This window comes from Aeromicrobium endophyticum, from assembly GCF_003586285.1.
Taxonomy (GTDB): Bacteria; Actinomycetota; Actinomycetes; order Propionibacteriales; family Nocardioidaceae; genus Aeromicrobium; species Aeromicrobium endophyticum.
The window spans coordinates 699,079-714,182 of the sequence record NZ_QUBR01000001.1 but is presented as its reverse complement, the minus strand read 5'-3'; the positions used below and the strand labels follow the sequence as shown (position 1 = coordinate 714,182).

The 15,104-nt window shown below is 71.8% G+C and carries 14 protein-coding genes; 8 read left to right on the top strand and 6 right to left on the bottom strand.

The annotated features are described in order from the left end of the window. Positions 1 to 21: 21 nt before the first annotated feature. On the top strand, positions 22 to 561 hold the full coding sequence (locus DX116_RS03560) for an RNA polymerase sigma factor (protein WP_158591884.1): 540 nt from the start codon (positions 22 to 24) through the stop codon (positions 559 to 561). Further along, on the top strand, positions 558 to 1,643 hold the full coding sequence (locus DX116_RS03555) for a CU044_5270 family protein (RefSeq protein ID WP_119702805.1): 1,086 nt from the start codon (positions 558 to 560) through the stop codon (positions 1,641 to 1,643). The genes DX116_RS03560 and DX116_RS03555 overlap by 4 nt, the downstream gene beginning before the upstream one ends. Here DX116_RS03555 and DX116_RS03550 read toward each other — a convergent pair. Both DX116_RS03550 and DX116_RS03545 read right to left on the bottom strand, forming a co-directional pair. Further along, complete coding sequence (locus DX116_RS03550) at positions 1,621 to 3,843, bottom strand: FtsX-like permease family protein (RefSeq protein ID WP_119702804.1); 2,223 nt, start codon at positions 3,841 to 3,843, stop codon at positions 1,621 to 1,623. The two genes, DX116_RS03555 and DX116_RS03550, sit on opposite strands and share 23 nt — an antisense overlap. Continuing rightward, positions 3,833 to 4,501, bottom strand: a complete 669-nt coding sequence (locus tag DX116_RS03545) for an ABC transporter ATP-binding protein (protein WP_119702803.1) — start codon at positions 4,499 to 4,501, stop codon at positions 3,833 to 3,835. The genes DX116_RS03550 and DX116_RS03545 overlap by 11 nt, the downstream gene beginning before the upstream one ends. Positions 4,502 to 4,670: 169 nt before the next feature. On the opposite strand from DX116_RS03545, the gene DX116_RS03540 reads away from it, so the two are divergent. Continuing rightward, entirely contained in the window at positions 4,671 to 5,711 is a 1,041-nt protein-coding gene (locus DX116_RS03540; protein WP_119702802.1) for an ABC transporter substrate-binding protein, read from the top strand. A 64-nt stretch (positions 5,712 to 5,775) separates the two neighbouring features. On the opposite strand, the gene DX116_RS03535 is transcribed toward DX116_RS03540, so the two are convergent. Genes DX116_RS03535 through DX116_RS03525 form a run of 3 tightly spaced genes read right to left on the bottom strand, consistent with a single transcriptional unit; the run spans position 5,776 to position 7,774 of the window. Then, positions 5,776 to 6,099: a DUF202 domain-containing protein gene (locus DX116_RS03535; RefSeq protein ID WP_119702801.1), complete on the bottom strand. Its 324-nt coding sequence runs from the start codon at positions 6,097 to 6,099 to the stop codon at positions 5,776 to 5,778. Continuing rightward, positions 6,096 to 6,452 carry a YidH family protein gene (locus DX116_RS03530; RefSeq protein ID WP_119702800.1) on the bottom strand — a complete coding sequence of 119 codons (357 nt, stop codon included), beginning with the start codon at positions 6,450 to 6,452 and terminating at the stop codon, positions 6,096 to 6,098. The genes DX116_RS03535 and DX116_RS03530 overlap by 4 nt, the downstream gene beginning before the upstream one ends. Then, positions 6,449 to 7,774, bottom strand: a complete 1,326-nt coding sequence (locus DX116_RS03525) for a DUF1254 domain-containing protein (RefSeq protein WP_119702799.1) — start codon at positions 7,772 to 7,774, stop codon at positions 6,449 to 6,451. The genes DX116_RS03530 and DX116_RS03525 overlap by 4 nt, the downstream gene beginning before the upstream one ends. Positions 7,775 to 7,840: 66 nt before the next feature. Here DX116_RS03525 and DX116_RS03520 point away from each other — a divergent pair, with 66 nt between their 5' ends. The 5 genes from DX116_RS03520 to DX116_RS03500 all read left to right on the top strand — a co-directional run bounded on the left by DX116_RS03520 (position 7,841) and on the right by DX116_RS03500 (position 14,738). Beyond that, the gene (locus DX116_RS03520; protein ID WP_119702798.1) at positions 7,841 to 9,145 is read left to right on the top strand and encodes a DUF1214 domain-containing protein; all 1,305 of its coding nucleotides are present in this window, start codon (positions 7,841 to 7,843) and stop codon (positions 9,143 to 9,145) included. 61 nt (positions 9,146 to 9,206) lie between these two features. Beyond that, complete coding sequence (locus DX116_RS03515; RefSeq protein ID WP_119702797.1) at positions 9,207 to 9,968, top strand: SDR family oxidoreductase; 762 nt, start codon at positions 9,207 to 9,209, stop codon at positions 9,966 to 9,968. A gap of 15 nt (positions 9,969 to 9,983) precedes the next feature. Continuing rightward, a complete protein-coding gene (locus DX116_RS03510; RefSeq protein WP_119702796.1) occupies positions 9,984 to 11,117 on the top strand; it encodes an ABC transporter ATP-binding protein in 1,134 nt (377 codons plus the stop codon). Then, positions 11,117 to 12,811, top strand: coding sequence for an ABC transporter permease (locus DX116_RS03505; protein WP_119702795.1), 1,695 nt, complete (start codon positions 11,117 to 11,119; stop codon positions 12,809 to 12,811). The genes DX116_RS03510 and DX116_RS03505 overlap by 1 nt, the downstream gene beginning before the upstream one ends. A gap of 1 nt (position 12,812) precedes the next feature. Beyond that, the gene (locus DX116_RS03500) at positions 12,813 to 14,738 is read left to right on the top strand and encodes an oxidoreductase (RefSeq protein ID WP_119702794.1); all 1,926 of its coding nucleotides are present in this window, start codon (positions 12,813 to 12,815) and stop codon (positions 14,736 to 14,738) included. Here the strand turns inward: DX116_RS03500 and DX116_RS03495 are convergent. Further along, on the bottom strand, positions 14,725 to 15,093 hold the full coding sequence (locus DX116_RS03495) for a hypothetical protein (RefSeq protein ID WP_119702793.1): 369 nt from the start codon (positions 15,091 to 15,093) through the stop codon (positions 14,725 to 14,727). The two genes, DX116_RS03500 and DX116_RS03495, sit on opposite strands and share 14 nt — an antisense overlap. Between the last annotated feature and the right edge of the window lie 11 nt (positions 15,094 to 15,104).

Here is a 15,104-nt window from a genome sequence, read left to right as displayed (position 1 = left end):
TTGTGGCGGTACTCTTCAGCGGTGGACGACGAGGAGTTCGGGGCCCTCTACGACGCGCTCAAGCGTCCCGTCCACGCGTTCGCCGCTCGGCGGGTGGGGCCGGAGGCCGCCAAGGACGTGGTGTCCGAGACGTTCGAGGTGGTGTGGCGCAAGCGGGACGAGTTCCCGCCCGACCGCGCGGCCTGGCCCGCATGGGTCGTGGGCATCGCGAAGAACAAGGTGCTCCAAGAGCTGCAGCGGCGCACCCGCAAGCACCACGACAACCGCTTCGCCCAGGACTGGACGGTCGAGCCGGTGACCGACGACACCTCTCACTCCGTCCTCGACAGCGTCGAGAGCCAGCAGATCTACCGCGAGCTCACCCCGGCGGAGAAGCACCTGTTCGACGTCGCCTTCTTCCGCGACCTGCCACCGTCCCAGGCGGCCGCCGTGCTGGGCATCTCGACCAGCGCCTTCACGACCCGCGTCAGCAGGCTGCGCCAGCGCCTCCGCGACCTGAGCGAGGCCACTGGCGTCCCCGGGCCCCGTCCGGTGGCCGACACCGAGGAGAGGATCTCATGAGCACCGGAGGTCGTGACGACCACGCGCACGTGGACGAGCTCGAGGCCTTCCGGCGCGAGGCGGCCGCCCTCGGCTTCGACGACGGCCAGGACGTCGACGAGGCGCGCCTCGAGTCCGCCGACGACTTCATCGCGCGCATGCGCTCCGCGGCGGGCGACGAACGGCCGTCGTCGCGGCGGCGGGCACGCCGGGTCGTCGCGGCGGTCCTGGCCGTGGCCGCGGGGGTCGCGGTGTTCTTCGGCGTGGCCCACCGGCAGGACGCCGCCGTGGCCGAGAGCCTGCCCAGCCTCGACTACGAGTTCGCGTCCGCGGTGCGCATCGCCTACGCGGGGGGAGAAGATCCCCGCACGACGCTCGACTCGCTCGCGGCGGCTGCCGACGCGGACGCCGCCGACCCGGACGAGGGCAGCGGAGCGGTGCAGTACAAGCAGTCCGACAGCTGGTTCGCCGAGGTCGACGAGGACGGCTCGTCGAGCATCGTCCCGCGGGTCAGGGAGGCATGGCTGGCGCCCGATGGATCGCTCACCACGCGCGAGACGCTCGGCGCTCCCCTGAGAGCCGACGGTCGTGGGGCGGCACCCGTCCGGCCCGATCGACCGGACGCCGTCGACGAGCGGCTCCCGGCGGGCACCGTCGACGCCGACTTCGCCCGCTCCCTGCCGACGTCACCGGCCCGGCTCGCCGACGCGCTGCTCGACCACATCGAGTGCGAGTCGCGGGCCGTCGGTCCGGTCCGCTCGATGTGCCTCTACCGCGAGGTCGTCTCGCTGTTCGAGACCCACGTCGTGAGTCCCGAGCTGGCGGCCGCGACGTGGCGGATGCTGCGCGACGAGCAGGGTTTCGTGTCGCTCGGCTCGGTCAAGGACAGGGCGGGACGCGCCGGCCTCGGCCTGTCGATCATCGACCCCGAGAACGGTCGCTACCGCTACATCCTGATCGGCGATCCGAGCGACGGCCAGATGCTTGGAGTCGAGGAGATCCTGATCAAGGACGACCCCTCGCTCGATGCGAAGGCGCCCACGGTGACGGCCTTCACCGCCTTCCTCGAGTCGCGCTACGTCAAGGACGTCCCCGCGGGCTGACGGTGGCGGCGGCGACGCCCGCCGCGGCCAGCACGACGGCGACCGCCGCCTGCGCGACGGTCGCTCCCGGGAAGGTGGCCCGGTCGTCGACGGCGTGCAGGGCTTGGCAGACCACGGCGCCCACCGCGCAGGCGACGAGCCCGAGTGACAGCAACGGCACGCCGGTGACCCAGACGTGCACGGCTGCGACCTGCCGGCGGGAGGCCCCCAGGCGCTCGAGGCCGCGGTAGCGACCGCGGCGGTCGCGGGCGTCGCCGAGGGTGCCGGCGAGCACCGCGAGGACGCCGAGCGCCATGCCGCCGATCGTCGCCACCGTGATCCATTCGGCCTGGGCAGGGAACTGCTGGGCGTCGGGGTTGCCCCGGTCGGTCTCGCCCAGGTCGAGCTGCGCGGTCGGGTCGGCCGCGCTGATCCGTGCCAGCGACTCGTCGACGGACCGACCGTCGACGACGACGAAGAACGTCGAGCCGTCCCGGGAGGGACCTGTGCCGGTCGACGAGGGCACGAACAGCGCGCCGTCGAGAGCCGGCGGGAGGTTCGTCGCCTCGATCGCGGCGCCGTCGGACGGGACGACGTCGGCGTCGCCCACGCGCACGGTGCCGACGGGGTGACGGGTCGGGTCGGCGCCGCGGCCCACGTGGACCCATCGAGGCTGAGCGTCGCAGGCGGTGGCCGGCTCGCCGGACAGCCGCCGCAGGTCGTCGCACGACCCCGTCGCCACCTGCACGGGGCGGCCGTCGCTCGCCTTCGTGCTGCGCACCTGCACCACCGGGGCGCTCCGGACGGCCTCGCGGACGGCGGGCAGCACGAGCTGGCCGCCCAGGTCTGTGACGGTGACGGGCAGGCCGCGCGCGGAGTGCGCCGTCTCGAGCCAGGCCGTCGTCGAGCCCCCGTTGAGGATGTTGAGGAACGAGCGACCGCCCAGCAGGACGATCACCAGGACGCACAGCAGGCTCCCCAGGCGCAGGGGGGTCGAGCTGCCGGCCGCCGTCATCCTCAGCCCGACCAGGGTCGACGCCCTGGCCGCTTGGGGGGCACGTGAGGTCGCGACGCGGGCCACCAGGCCGGGGCCGCTCAGCGCCAGACCGACGGCGACGGCCGCGCAGCCCAGCCACAGCAGGTAGTTGGCCACGGGGCCGACCAGCTCGCGCAGCACCGGGATGCCCAGCAGCGTCGCCAGCCCGGTCACGAGCAGTGCCAACCCCACGGGTGTCGCCCTGCGGCTCAGGCGGGGCGCACGTGACGGTGGGGCGTCGGGCGACATGGCGACGCCGAGGGCGGCGACGACGGCGAGGGCGGCGACGACGGCCGCCACGACGCCTGCTCGTGCCGCCCACGGGAGGGCGGCGTCGGCGGCGAAGAAGGCGATGTCGGTGCCGGGCACGCGTTGGCGGGACGCCAGGAGCGCCGCGACGGCCGTGCCGGCGAGCGCTGCGGGCACGATCACGAGCAGTGCGCCGGACATCTCGATCAGCCGCACCTGCCAGCGGGTCAGCCCCATGAGGCGCAGGGCTCGGGCCCGAGCCTGGTGGGTGCGTCCGCCGAGCCGGGTGACGACCACGAGGAGGGCCAGGGCGGGCAGCCACACGAGGCTCAGCGCCAGCAGCGTCACGACACCGTCGAGCGTGGCTCGGTCGTCGGCCGCGGCGCTGTGCCCCGGAGGGCCGCCGCCGAAGCCCAGCACCTCGGCGAGCAAGGGAGCATCGGGACGCACCCCGACGACGGCCCGCGCCTCGCAGGGGTCGAGGAGCCCGTCGGGTGAGATCGTGCCCACGAGCTCGCGCCCGGTGAAGAGGGCCCTCACCACCGCGTCGTCGGCGATGGCGTCCTGCAGCGCGGGCGAGGCGACGTACTGGCCCGGCGACGGCAGCCGCGCGACGCCGGGCACGTGTCCGCGTCCGGACACGTAGGTGCGGACGACCGGCATCCCGTTCCATCGGCGCTGGGGGACGATCGACGGGTCCGTCATCAGCAACGAGGTGTCGGGCGGGTCGTCGGCGAAACGCAGGGACGGCGTGAGCGCGGCGCGGCGCTCGTCGCGGTGCTCGACCACGCCGAACGAGGCGGCCGTGGCCAGCGCGACGACCGTCGTCAGGGCCACGCCGAGTGCCAGGACGACGTCGAGTCGCACGTCGCGGCCCGCCCGTCGAGCACCGAGCCTGAGTGCGAGCAGCACGGCCCGGCCGGTGTCAGCGATCACGAGGGGTGAGCCGTCCGTCCGACAGCGAGTAGGTGGTCTCGGCCATGTCGGCCACGGACGCGTCGTGGGTGACCACCAGCACCGCGGCGCCCTCGGCCGAGGCCGTCGTCAGGAGCAGGGCCATGGCCTCGCGGGCCGTGGCCTCGTCGAGGGCGGCCGTCGGCTCGTCGGCGAGCACGAGGGCGGGCCGGTGGACGAGCGCTCGCGCGATCGCCGCGCGTTGAAGCTGGCCGCCCGAGACCTCGTCGGTCCCGCGACCGGCCAGGTCGCCGATGTCGAGCAGGCCCAGCACCTCGGCGACCCGGGCCGACGAGTCGGCCGCCGCCGCACCAGACAGGCGCAACGGAAGGGAGACGTTCTCGCCGATGGTGAGCTCGGGCAGCAGCTCGTCGCGCTGGAACACGAGCCCCACGTCGCGCAGACGCGTGCGGGAGCGCAGGGCGTCGCGGGCGTCGTCGAGTCGCACGCCGTTGACCACCACGGCGCCGGAGTCCGGCCTCACGAGACCACAGGCGACCTCCAGCAGGGTCGTCTTGCCGACCCCGCTGCGGCCCATGACGGCCGCGGTCCGGCCGGGACCGAGCGTGAGCTCGATCCCGGCGAGGACGGCGACGCCTCGGCGGGTCAGGACGACGTGGTCGAGGCTGAGCGTTGTCATGGTGATGCCTCTGTAGATGACGGCACCCCGGTGGCGACGTCCTTGAAGACCCGTCACATCCGGAGGCGTTGGATCACCCCGACGGCACGAAAAGTTCTTGACGTCGTGATTGACGTCACAAGCCGATGGCCCTATGTTGAACTGAACAAGGTTCAATTTAGGAGACCGAATGAGGAAATCAGTTCTGCGGCTCGGGGCGCTCGCAGTTGGTGCGGCTCTGACGATGTCGGCCTGCGGTGGAGGCGGGAGCGACAGCGCCAAGGGTCCGGTGAAGGGCGACTGGAAGGCCGTCGTCGCGGCGGCCGACAAGGAGGGCAGCGTGCTGCTGTACTCCAGCCAGAACCCGGTGCGTCTCGACGCGCTCAAGGCGGCGTTCACGAAGAAGTACCCCAAGATCAAGATGGAGTACATCCGTGGCACCGACGCCGAGCTGAACCCCAAGATCGAGGTGGAGAACCGGACGGGCAAGGGCTCGGCCGACGTCCACATGGTCACCGACCCGTCGTGGATCGAGAACGCCGCGGATTCCGGCACGTTCTCGACCGACATCGTCGGCCCCGACTTCGACGCGAAGGAGTTCGACCGCTCGAAGAACGTCATCAAGGACAAGTTCTTCCTCACGAGCGCCGCGGTCTTCGCGATGGGCTGGAACACCAAGGACGTCCCGGACGGATTCGCGACTCCGCAGGACATGCTCGACCCGAAGTACTCGGGCAAGATCGGCATCGTCAACCCGCAGGGCATCGCTGCCTACGTCGACTTCTTCACGTTCTACGAGAAGAACTTCGGTCCCGACTTCCTCGAGAAGCTCGCCAAGCTCAAGCCGCGCATCTACCCCAGCGCCCTCGGCATCGCGCAGGCGCTGACGTCCGGAGAGGTCGCGGCGGCACCGGGAGTCCAGCCGCTCGTCGCCGAGGTCGAGTCCGGTGCGCCGGTCGACTGGAAGCTGCCCGATCCCGCCTGGGGGACGCCCTGGTACTCCCACGTCCTCAGCGCAGCGCCCCACCCCAACGCTGCGCAGGTGCTGGCCGACTTCATGATCACCCCTGAGGGGCAGTCAGCGCTCAACACCGGCTACGCCTCGGTGTTCGGCAAGACCGACGGCGCGGTCGCCGACGCGTCCGACGTGAAGCTGCCCGACCCCAAGGAGCTGACGGCGGAGAAGATCGCCAGCTACCAGCAGAAGTGGGAGAAGCTCTTCCTGAAGTGACTCGACGCAGGCTGCTCGACCGGCGGCGCCGGTGGGATCGATCCCGCCGGCGCCGCCGTGCGTGTCAGTGGTCGAGTGCGATGAAGGCCGCCGAGACGAGGCACATCGCGATGACGATGCCCGTCAGGGCACACGGGGCGATCAGTGGCGCCGTGCCGGAGTGCATCGCGGCAGCGCGTCGAGCGTGCAGACGGGGCAGCACGGTCACCATGAAGCCGGCTAGGCAGACGGAGGTGGCCGCCAGCAGGACGAGGGCCGCGGTCTGGGCGTGCAGGGCGCGGACCGCGAGGACGGTCGTGGCCTCGACTGCCAGGGCGGTCCTGACCCAGGCCATCGTGGTGCGCTCGGCCTGCAGCCCGCGATCGGCGGACGCCCCCGAGTCGCTCACGACAGGATGATCCAGCTGCTCGTCGCGACCGCGACGAGCAGCAGGGCCGCGACCGGCAGCGCGATGAAGGGGATCGGCAGCGGTCGGCGCTGCCTCATCGCGACCTGGACGGCATACCAGCGCTGCAGCGATGCGCCGGTGACGAGGGCCGCCGCCAGCAGCATGGTCAGGGCGACGGGCTTGACGAGATGATGGGGGATCGAGTCCTGGCCGAACGCGTAGACCGCCAGGCCGCCGGCGACGAATCCCAGTGCCGTGCGCACCCATGCGAGGAGGGTCCGCTCGTTCGCCAGGGTGAAGCGAGGATCGGGTTCGTCGCCCGTGCGCAGGGCGCGCACGAAGCGGGTGGTCACCTCGTCGACCCGGCCGGTCGGACCGGGCGGACGGGTGCGGGGATCCAGTCGCCGCTGACGACGTCGGGGCCGGGGGAGTACACCCGCAGCACGAGGAAGAACTCCCCTGCGGGAGCGGGCAGCCAGGTCCCGCCGGCCGGACGCTCATGACTGATCGTGATGGAGTCGCCGGCCGACGTGTCGCGTCCTCCCGACAGGCTGCCCACGCTGTAGCGCCCCTCGGGCGCGTCCCAGAGGTGCCCGGTCGACGCCTCGTAGAGCGTCACGCTCCAGAAGGCGTCCGTCGTCGGCGGCGGGTCGAGCACGAGGCGGTACGAGGCGCCGGCACGTCCGTCCAGCCGGACGCCGTGCTCGTCCACGTAGGTGTTGAAGGAGGTGTTCTCGTCGACGACGTTGGCGGCGAGGCCGACGAAGTTCATGACGGCGCGGTTGAGGTAGTTGTACCCGTGCCGGCCCTTGTCGGCGACGCGCGTCCATCCGGACCCGGTGCGGGTGCCGAGGAGGGGGCGGCTCGCGTCGAGGAGGGCGAGGGCCTCGCGGTAGCCCCGCTCGACGCCGCGGCGGGCGGGCTCGTCGTCGATCGCCGCCAGCTGGCGGAGGCGCATGACGAGTGCGGTCTCCTCGAGCCGATGTCCTTGCAGCCGCAGGGCGGAGTCGAGGGTGGTGAGGAAGGCGTCGGCGTCGTCCTCGACGTCACCGGCGGCGGGCTCGACGGTGAGGACCGACGGGCCGCCGAGCGGCACGAGGGCCACGGCGTCCTGCAGGGCTCGGACCTCGGCGAGGTCGTGGGTGCCGACCTGGATGCGCATGAGCGCCCACGTGACGGGCGAGCCCACGGGCATGGTCACGACTCCGTCCTCGTCGGGAACGTCGGGGCTCCCCGGGCTCTCGGGACTCACGAGCCGGATGCGACGCGCGGCTCCGATCGTCCGGCGGCTGATGTTCTGGGTGTTGCTGGCTGCGTCGAGCAGCTGCACCGTGAAGTAGCGGTCGCCGAAGTCGGGCAGGCAGACGTCGACCGGGCCGGACGTCAGGTCGATCCAGGCGCTGGAGTAGAGCGTGTCGACGTTCGGCACGCGAAAGGCCGCGAAGCCCGGCCGTGCCAGGTCGCGCTCGTGCGAGAACGTGCTCATCGGACGTTCGGCGGCCTCGCGCTGGAGCAGGGCGTGCTGCCACACGATCGGCAGTCCGAAGACGGTCGCCTGGTGTGCGAGGTCGCGGAACCACTGCTCGCGCGCGTCGTCGTCGGCGGGCACCGAGTCGCGCCGGGGGGAGGGCTCCCACGGGGCGTCGGGCTGCCTGCCTGCCGTGCGTCGATCCATCCCGCGCTCCTCGTGTGCTTCGCTACAGTTCCTAATTGAACTTAGTTCAATCTGCGAGGAGGGGCAATGACGACGACTTCGCCGTCGACGGACGACGTCGAGCAGGCGGCTGCGCGGCTGCAGATCTGGGGATTCCCTCTGGTGTTCGCGCAGCGCGTGCGGCTCAACTTCACGCAGCCGGCGGCGCCGGCTGCTCCGCGCCCGCCGACCTCGGCAGGCGCAGCCGTCGGCACGTTCGGGCACCAGCGCGAGCTGTCGAGCCCCGAGCTGCGCGTGGGGGTGGCCCCCAACGTCGACACCCTCTACTCGGTGGCGTGGATCGACCTGGACGCCGGCCCGAGACGACTCGTCATGCCGGACCTCGGCGACCGCTACTACAGCGTGCAGGTGGCGCTGGCCGACGCCAGCAGCCCGTGGGCGCTGGGGCGACGGACCCACGGTGGGCAGCTGCCCCCGGTGACGCTCCGGCGCGGGCCCCTCGCTCGGCGGGAGGGCGACGACGGCGTCGAGCTCACGACGCCGCACCGCTTCCTCATGCTGTGCGTCCGCATCCTCGTCGAGCCCGGCGATCCGTCCGACCTGGAGCGCGTCCACGCGCTGCAGGGCGCGATCGCGCTGACCGACCTCGCGGGCGTGGACGGGCGCGTGTCGTCGACGGGCCAGCGGGACATCGCTCTCGCCGCCGTCGACCGGGCTGCCGAGACCGTCGAACCCTCCGCCTTCGGGAGGGCCATCTCCGCGGTGGTCGCCGACACCGATCCGGGCTCGGTCCCCGCGATCGTGCGTACCGATCTCGTGACCTGCGAGCAGGGGCGAGACGCTGCGGTCGTCGCCGGCCTGCGGTCCGGTCTGGCGCGCATCGACGCCCACGTGCGCACCATGGGCGAGACGGTCAACGGCTGGGCGGTCAACTGGCGGGGGCCCGACTTCGGGGACGACGTGCTGCTGCGGGCCGCGGTCGCCTACTCGCAGATCTTCGTCAACCCGGCGGTCGAGGCGGTCTACCCCGTGTGCGAGACCGATGCCGACGGAGCGCCTCTCGACGCGTCGAGTGCCGACTACGAGATCGTCCTCGACGGAGCGGACCTCCCGCCGGTCCGCTCCTTCTGGTCGTTGACGATGTACCACGCAGCCGGCCTGCTGGTCGCCAACGACGCTGCCCGGTACTCCATCGGCGATCGGACGCCGGGCCTCCGGCGCTCGGACGACGGCTCGATCGTGGTGCACCTGTCGTCGTCGCGACCGTCGCACGCGGGGACGAACTGGCTGCCGGCACCGGACGGCCCGTTCCGGCTGATGCTGCGGCTCTACGGGCCGACGGACGACTCCTGGAGACCGCCACCGGTGCGCCGTCTGACCCGTGACCGGTGATTGACGTCACATGACGGCGTCCGTACACTGAACTGAGATCGGTTCATTTAGGAGAGACACGATGTCGAGCTTCACGGGACGCACCGCGCTCGTCACCGGCGCCGCCAGCGGCATCGGTGCGGCCGCGGCGACCCTGCTCGCCCGGCGGGGCGCGCGGGTGGTGCTGACGGACGTCGACGGTGAGGCCGGCACGCGGCTGGCGGCCGAGCTCGGCTCCGGAGCGCGGTTCGAGGTGCTCGACGTGACGTCCGAGGCCGACTGGGACCTCGTGTGCGACGGCATGACCACCGACGGATCGTTCGACCTCCTCGTCCACTCGGCCGGAGCCGCGTCGAGGTCGACCCTGGTCGACACCTCGCTCGACGAGTTCCGTCGCATGGTCGACCTCAACCTCGTGTCGACGTTCCTGGCGCTCCGCGCCGCCGCACGGTCCATGGCGTCCGGTGGAGCGGTGGTGACGTTGTCATCGCTGCGCGGTGTGCTGGCGACCACCGGGCTCGGTGCCTACGGTGCGTCCAAGTTCGGCGTCCGGGCGCTCTCGCGGGTCGCCTCGCTCGAGCTGGCCGAGCGCGGCATCCGGGTCAACGCCGTGTGCCCCGGCAGCATCGACACGCCGATCACCGACGGCCCCGGCTTCGACCAGACCGACATGGACGCGTACGTCCGCTCCATCCCGCTGGGCCGACGCGGCACCCCGGACGAGGTGGCCTCGGCGATCGCGTTCCTGCTGAGCGACGAGGCGGCGTACGTGACCGGCACCGACTTCATCATCGACGGCGGCACCGCAGCCGGCCGCTCGACCCCGACCAAGACCACGACCTGACCGAAGGTGACACAGATGTCCGGAATCACGATCTCCAACCTGACCAAGCGGTTCGGGAGCAACACCATCGTGGACGATCTCGAGCTGACGATCGACGAGGGCGAGTTCGTCGTGCTGCTCGGCCCCAGCGGCTGCGGCAAGACGACGACGCTGCGCTGCCTGGCCGGGCTCGAGACCCCTGAGGGCGGCACCATCTCGTTCGGCGACCGGACGGTCTTCGACGCCAAGACCCACACCGACGTCGCCACCCATCGACGCAACATCGGCATGATCTTCCAGTCGTACGCGCTGTGGCCGCACATGACCGTCCGCGACAACATCGGCTACCCGCTCAAGGTGCGTCGCAAGAAGGAGGCGCTGCGCAGCGGCGCCGTCGACAAGGCGGCCGCGATGGTCGACACCGGCCACCTGCTCGACCGGTACCCGTCGCAGCTCAGCGGCGGCCAGCAGCAGCGGGTCGCCGTCGCGCGAGGCCTGGTCGCCGAGCCCGACCTGGTGCTGTTCGACGAGCCCCTCAGCAACCTCGACGCCCGCCTGCGCGACCAGGTGCGCACGCAGATCCACCAGCTGCACCAGCGCCTGGGCTTCAGCGCGGTCTTCGTGACCCACGACCAGTCCGAGGCCTTCGCCTTGGGCGACCGCCTGGCCATCATGAAGGACGGACGTCTCGAGCAGTGCGACACGCCTCAGCGCGTGTTCGACGAGCCCGGGTCCGACTACGTGGCTGCCTTCATCGGGATGGGCAACCGCCTCGTCCTGACCCGTCACCACGAGGGATGGCAGACCGCGAACGGCGACGTGCTCGACCTCGGCTCGCGCTCGCCCGAGCGGGGAGGAGCCGACGAGATCATCGCGCGGCTGCGGCCCGCCGACCTGCACCTGCACCGGGCGGTCGAGGACGCACCGCACGGCTCCACCGTCCTGCACGCCACGCTCGTCACCACCGAGTTCGGCGGACGTCACTACGACGTGCTCGTCGACGTCGCCGGCGAGCGGCTGACCCTGCAGGCCGATACCCGCGAGCACGGCGCGTGGCTGCCGACCGCCGAGGAGGGAGCGCCGGTCGTGGTGAGCTTCAACCCCACCGACGTGCGCACCTACGCCGCCGACCCGGCCCGGTCGGCCGAGCGCGAGTCGGTGGCCGTCTGATGGCCGCGGTGCTCGCCGCGCCGATGAGCCGCATCCGCTCGCGGGGATGGGGCGGCCGGATCGGCTACCTGGTGCTCGCCGCCGCGCTGATCTACATGATCGTGCTGCCGCTGTACCGCCTGCAGTCGCTGGCGTTCGCCGACGGGGCCCGGGGATACACGTCGCAGTACGGCCGCGACGACATCGGCGAGGTCATCTGGACGACGGTGCAGCTGGCGTTCTTCTCGCTGGTCATCGCGATGGTGCTCGGCACGATCCTGGCGTTCGCGACCAGCCGCCTGCCGCGGAAGTTCGCCTTCCTGCGCATCGTCCCGGTGCTGCCGATCGTGCTGCCCGCCGTCGCCAACGTCGTGGGCTGGGCCTTCCTGCTCTCACCGGGGCCCGGCTACCTCAACGCCGCGATGCGTCACCTCCCGTGGTGGAACCACCTCGAGAGCGGCCCGATCGACATCTACACGCCCACCTGGATCATCATCCTGACGGGGTTCGGGCTCACCTCGTTCGTCTACCTCTTCGTCAGCGCCGGCATGGCGTCCATCAGCGCCGAGCACCTCGAGGCCGCCCAGACGAGCGGCTCGTCGACGATCGGCGTGTTCTTCCGCGTCGTGCTGCCGCTGCTGCGGCCGTCCCTCATCTACGGCGGCGGCGTGGCACTGCTGCTGGGTCTCGGCCAGTTCACGGGGCCCCTCCTGCTGGGGTCCAACACCGGCGTCAAGGTGCTCACGACCGAGATGTACCGGCGCGTCTCGGAGTCGCCGTCCGACTTCGCGGCCGCCGCGGCAGCCGGCTCGCCCCTCGTGGTGCTGGGCCTGGTCGTGGTGCTCGGGCAGAAGCTGCTGCTGGGCGACCAGACCCGCTTCGTCACGCACGGAGGCAAGGCGTTCAAGTCGGCGCCGGTCCGCTCGCGCTGGGCCGTGGCGACGATCGTCGTCTACGGCATCGTCGCGCTCGTGCTGCCGCTGATCGGCCTGATCCTGGTCGCGCTGACGCCGTACTGGTCATCGTCGATCAGCTGGGGCCTGCTGACGCTCGACAACTTCCGCACGCTCTTCCAGACGTCCGACATCATGGACTCAGTCGTGACGAGCGTCGTGGCGTCGTCCATCGCGGTGCTGTTCTGCGTGCCGATCGGCTTCATGATCGCCAACCTGCTGGTCCGGGGGCGCCGCTATCCCGTGATCCGCCTGGTGGCCGACCTCGTGTCGGCGCTGCCGCTGGGCATCCCCGCCGTGATCTTCGGCGTCGGCTTCCTGCTGACCTACACCGAGCCCCCGATCATCCTCTACGGCACACGGACCGTCATCGTGCTGGTCTACATCGTGCTGATGATCCCGTTCGCGACACGTCTGCAGATGACGGCGCTGCTCGCCCTCGGCGAGACCTACATCGAGGCGTCGGCGACGAGCGGGGCCAGCTCGTTCACGACGAACGTCCGGATCATCCTGCCGCTGATGCGGCCCGCGATCCTGAGCGCGGTCGCGCTCATGTTCATCCTGCTCACCCACGAGTTCGCAGCCTCGCTCTTGGTGCGATCTCCCACGACGCAGGTGATGGGCACCCGCCTGTACGACCTGTGGGCCAACGGCTCGTACCCGCTGGTCGCGGCGATGGCGCTGCTGATGACCGCGGTCACGGGCCTCGGCGTCGCGCTGGCGATGCTGATCGGCGGACGCAACGTGCTCGACAACCTCTGACATGTTCGACCACGCGTTCTCGGGCTTCCGGCTCCGCGGGCTCGAGCTGCGCAACCGGCTCGTCTCGCTGCCGGCCGGGACGAGCCTGGTCGAGGGCGGGTTGCCGACCTCCGGCGACGTCGAGCACGTCGAGCGGCTGGCTGAGGGCGGCGTCGGCCTCATCATCACCGGTGCGGCCGTCGTCCATCCCTCGTCGTACCCGCGGGGCGGCAAGCTCGTCGCGGCCTACCTCGAGGAGGTGGTGCCGCCCATGCGCCACAAGGCCGAGGCCGCCCACCGTCACGGCGCGTTCATGATCGGGCAGCTGGTGCACCTCGGCCGGGAGGGCATCGGAGCCGAGGCCGACGTCCCGTCGGTGGCACCGTCGGCCGTCCGCACCGCTCGTGACGCGTACCCGCCGCACGTCCTGACGTCCGACGAGATCCGCGACCAGGTGGATGCGTGGGGCCTGTCGGCACGTCACCTCGAGCGGGCGGGGCTCGATGGCGTCGAGATCCACGCCGCGCACGGATACCTCGTCGCCCAGTTCATGTCGTCCGCCACCAACCTGCGCACCGACGAGCACGGCGGCGATCTCGCGGGACGCCTGCGGTTCCTCGACGAGGTGATCGACGCGATCCGCCGCGAGACGGGACCCGACTTCGTCCTGGGCGTGCGCCTGAGCGCCGAGGAGGAGGTGTCGGGCGGTACCGGCATCGACCACTGCCTGCTGGTGGCCGAGCACCTGGCGGCCCGCGGAGACGTCGACTACCTGAGCATCACCCACGGCACGCGCGGCTCCTACGTCAAGGACTCGACCGGCCCCGACGCGGTCGCCGTCGAGTCGGCGGCCCGGGTGCGCGCCGCGACGGGGCTGCCCGTGCTGGTGGGGCAGCGCATCCGCGACGCGGGCACGGCCGACACCGTGGTGCGGACGGGCAAGGCCGATCTCGTCGGCATGGCCCGGGCGCTGATCGCCGACCCCGAGCTGCCTGCCAAGTCGCGGGACAGCCGGCTCGACGAGGTGCGCAGCTGCATCGGCGTCAACCAGGACTGCCGTGCCTTCGACCCCCACCTGCACTGCGCCGTCAACGCCGAGGTCGGTCGTGGGCGACACCCGGGGCTGACCACGCCGATCGACCGCCCGCGGGAGGTCCACGTGGTCGGCGCGGGTCCTGCCGGTCTGGAGGCGGCTCGTGTCGCCGCGCTGCGGGGGCACCGGGTCACGTTGTACGAAGCAGCGACCAGCACCGGGGGAGCGCTGCGGCTCGCCGCTGCTGCCCCGCACCGCGCCGCCCTGCTCGACGTCGTCGACCACCTCGAGCGCGAGGTGCGGCGCCTGAGGGTCGACGTCCACCTCGGCGCTCCGATCTCGCGCGACGACCTCGTCGAGATCCACGGCATCGCCGACGACGTCGTCCTGGCGACCGGTGCGGTGCCGGGCCCTGCGCCGGATGCGGCAGCGGGGCGCCGGGTCCTGTCGGTCGAGGACGTCCTCGCGGGCGCGCCGGTCCCCGTCGGCCGTGGCACTGCGCTGGTCTACGACGAGTCGGACGGCTTCTGGCCGGTGTTCAACGCGGCGGAATCGCTGGCGCGGTCAGGATGGTCGGTGCACGTGGCGACGGCGCTGACGGCCTGCGCACCGAGGGTGCCGCACGAGAGCCAGGGGCCTCTGCTGACGCGGTTGGCCTCCGGCGGTGCACGCGTGACGATCGGTCACCGTCTCGAGGCGAGCGGTGACGGCTGGGCCTTGGCGCCGGTGTTCGGCGGTCCACCGGTGGGCGTCGAGCCGGACCTCGTCGTGTGGCACCGCGACCGGGCCGTCACCGACTCGTTCGGCAGCGCCGGTCTGGTGCGCATCGGCGACTGCGTCGCGCCGCGACGCATCGGGCACGCGATCGCCGACGGCTACCGCGTGGGTGCCTCCCTCGGGCTCACTCGAAGCTGATCTCCGGCGTGCGGCAGATCAGCAGGCGACGCAGGTGCCCCGTCGCGGGGTCGATCTGGGCCGTCGCGGTGAACTGTGCCTCGAACTCGCCGTCGCGGGTGGTGCGACCGAGGCACATCTCGACGTCGTCGACCGTGGCGGACGACTGCACCTCGTGCACCAGCACGCTCTTCTCGCGCTGCTGCAGGTAGGCGACCAGCCCGTCCCGGTCGCCGCGGAACTCGGCACTCTGGCCCCCGCCCTTGGAGAACTGGATGGACATCACGAAGTCGTCGGTGATCTGGTCGAGCACGTGGTCGGGGTCGTCGGAGTCCATCGTGGCGAACCAGCGGTCGAGGTGGGGTGTGGCGGTCATGATCGTCCTCG